The organism is Mesorhizobium sp. M7A.F.Ca.US.005.03.2.1 (assembly GCF_003997795.1).
In the GTDB taxonomy this organism is placed as follows: Bacteria; Pseudomonadota; Alphaproteobacteria; order Rhizobiales; family Rhizobiaceae; genus Mesorhizobium; species Mesorhizobium ciceri.
Genome location: NZ_RZRP01000793.1, coordinates 1 through 2,926 on the forward strand (window position 1 = coordinate 1; position 2,926 = coordinate 2,926).

The 2,926-nt window shown below is 60.2% G+C and carries 3 protein-coding genes and 1 pseudogene; all 4 read left to right on the forward strand.

Annotated features, from left to right (window positions below):
* A pseudogene (locus EN991_RS30400) lies at positions 1-264 on the forward strand (cell division protein FtsZ); the annotation flags it as partial.
* A gap of 281 nt (positions 265-545) precedes the next feature.
* Complete coding sequence (gene lpxC / locus EN991_RS30405; protein WP_013530964.1) at positions 546-1,496, forward strand: UDP-3-O-acyl-N-acetylglucosamine deacetylase; 951 nt, start codon at positions 546-548, stop codon at positions 1,494-1,496.
* Between the two features lie 263 nt (positions 1,497-1,759).
* The gene (locus tag EN991_RS30410) at positions 1,760-2,629 is read left to right on the forward strand and encodes an outer membrane protein assembly factor BamD (RefSeq protein WP_013530965.1); all 870 of its coding nucleotides are present in this window, start codon (positions 1,760-1,762) and stop codon (positions 2,627-2,629) included.
* A 119-nt stretch (positions 2,630-2,748) separates the two neighbouring features.
* A partial coding sequence (locus tag EN991_RS30415) for an AAA family ATPase (protein WP_127370130.1) occupies positions 2,749-2,926 on the forward strand: 178 nt, incomplete at its 3' end.

Consider the following 2,926-nt stretch of genomic DNA (forward strand, 5'->3'; position numbering starts at 1 on the left):
CCGATGGGCCTGCTGAAGCGCCTGACCAACGGACTGACCCGCCGCGAGGAAGAACCCGCAAGGCTGCAGCCGGCGCAGCCGCGCGAGCCCAAGCTGCGCCAGGCCGCGCCCGAAGTGCGCCGCCTCGCCAGCCAGGATGCGCAGCTCTATGCGCCGCGCCGTGGCCAACTCGACGATCAGGGCCGCCTGACGCCGCAGGTGAGGACGACTCAGGAAGACGATCAGCTGGAGATTCCGGCGTTCCTGCGCCGCCAGGCCAACTGATTGGTAAACGGACTGTAACATTTGTTAACAGGCAAGCGAGGAATCGCTTGCCTGTTAACGTTTTAAATGATGTGATTTCAACAACTTACAAAGTCGCACCCATTCCAGTTCGCGGTTACACAGAGTAAGAAACCGTGATTTGGAGTCTCCCTGACGGGACATTATCTTCGCTGCCTACCATCATCGGTTTGCCGGGATTTCGGGGGAAGTCGCCCTGCCAACCGATTCACACAAGAGCCGCGCCCTCGGGCTGGAGAAGCGGACCTAGGCATTACGGGCTTATGGGGATTGTCTTGCACGACTATCAGACGACATTGAAGACGCGCGCGTCGCTTACTGGCACCGGCGTCCACAGCGGCAAGGAAGTGTCCATCAGCTTCATGCCGGCGGATGCCGACACCGGCATCGTTTTCCAGCTTTTCAACGGTGCCGAGCAGGGCCGCGAGTTTCGTGCCCTGGTCTCGGAAGTCGGCGCCACCGACCTGTGCACCATGCTTGGTGATCCCGCCGGCGAGCATATCGCCACGGTCGAGCACATCATGGCGGCGCTGTTTGGGCTCGGCATCGACAATGTCGCTGTCGAGATCGACGGTTCCGAGGTTCCGATCTTCGATGGCAGCGCCATGGCGTTCGTCGAAGCCATCGACCAGGCGGGCATCGAGACGCTTTCGGTGAAGCGCCGCTATATCAGGGTCATCAAGCCGGTCCGCATCGAGAACGGCGCCTCGTGGGCGGAGTTTCGGCCCTATGACGGAACCCGTTTCGAGATCGAGATCGACTTCGAAAGCCCGGCGATCGGCCGTCAGCTGTTTGCCTCCGACCTCAATGCCGATATTTTCCGTCGCGACATCGCGCGCGCCCGCACCTTCGGCTTCATGAAGGATGTCGAGCGGCTGTGGGCTGCAGGCTATGCGCTCGGCTCCTCGCTGGAGAATTCGCTAGTGATCGGCGACGACAACCGCGTCATCAACATGGGCGGCCTGCGCTATCCCAACGAATTCGTGCGCCATAAAACGCTGGACGCCATGGGCGACCTGGCGCTGGCCGGTGCCCGTTTCATCGGCTGCTTCCGCTCCTATCGCGGCGGCCACAGGATGAATGCCGCGGCCCTGCGCCGCCTGCTGTCGGATCGCACGGCGTTCGAGATCGTCGAGACGACGCGCCGGGAGCGTGGCCGCAGCGCCGAGATGAACGCCGTCAACGCGCCGCTCTACGCGCCCTGGATGATCTGATTTTCCCAGGTTTTTCGGGTTCCATGGGCGATAGCGCGTGTTGCAGGAATGCACCACCCGCCAGTGAAATTGCGTTGATGTCCAAGCTGCGTCCGGCCGCCACAAAAATGTGCGATTGGCCGGAGATAGCGTTGCCGGGCAAGGCGGTTATGGTTTATGGCTGCTGCCGTCGATTAGTGCATGTCGTTCAAAAGTGGGGACCAGTTTTGAAACAATGGCATGCAACTGGCATTGAAATAGCGCCGAAAGGGCGAGATCCAATCATGTTCTTCAAGCGAGTTGGTCAATTGAAAGCACCGCAGAGGGCCGTTTTCCTGGCGCTTTCAGTAGTTGTTCCATCGCTCTTCCTGTCGGCCTGCATGTCGTCGGAGAAAGATATCGACCTGTCGACCTATGTCGACCAGACCGAGCCGGCCGATGTTCTCTATAACCAGGGCCTTGCCAATCTCAATGCCGGGCGCCTGCAGGAGGCGAGCCGCAAGTTCGACGCCGTCGACCGCCAGCATCCTTATTCGGAATGGGCCCGCAAATCGATGGTGATGGGCGCTTTCGCCGACTATCGCCAGGGCAATTACGACGAGGCGATCGGCTCGGCCAAGCGTTATCTCACGCTTTACCCGTCGACCGATGACGCTGCTTATGCGCAGTACATCATCGGCTTGAGCTACTACCGCCAGATCAAGGACGTGACGCAGGACCAGAAGGAAGCGCGTCAGACCGTCCAGACGATGCAGGATCTGGTGACGCGCTGGCCGACATCGGAATATGTCGACGACGCCAAGGAAAAGATCCGCTTCGCCAACGATCAGTTGGCCGGCAAGGAGATGCAGATCGGCCGCTACTATCTCGAGCGGCGTGAATACATTGCCGCCGTCAAGCGCTTCCGCACCGTGGTCGAGAACTATTCCAACACGCGCCATGTCGAGGAGGCGCTCGCGCGTCTGACCGAAAGCTATTACGCGATGGGTCTGACTTCGGAGGCGCAGACGGCCGCCGCCGTGCTCGGCACCAACTACCCTGACAGCTCGTGGTACAAGGATTCCTACAAGCTCTTGCAGAGCAATGGGCTCGCACCGCGCGAAAATGCAGGGTCGTGGATATCCAAGGCCGGAAAGATGATCACCGGCGCCTGACGTATGAGCATCGACTGAAGCGTTCACAGCGCTTTTCGGATTGATCCGGTGCTCAAACAAAAAGATAGTGCGGCGCTGCGACTGCAAATGGTCGCGTGCCGTTCTAGATTCGGGTTCTGATGCTTTCCAGACTGTCGATCCGCGATATCGTCCTGATCGAGAAGCTGGATATCGACTTCCAGCCGGGTCTTTCGGTGCTGACCGGCGAAACCGGTGCCGGCAAGTCCATCCTGCTCGATGCCTTGTCGCTGGCGCTTGGTGCGCGCGGCGACAAGGCATCGAGCAGGATGGACTTGC

Coding starts and splice junctions, on each gene's coding strand:
- lpxC (WP_013530964.1), top strand. CDS start 546: ATGGGGATTGTCTTGCACGACTATCAGACGACATTGAAGACGCGCGCG.
- EN991_RS30410 (WP_013530965.1), top strand. CDS start 1,760: ATGTTCTTCAAGCGAGTTGGTCAATTGAAAGCACCGCAGAGGGCCGTT.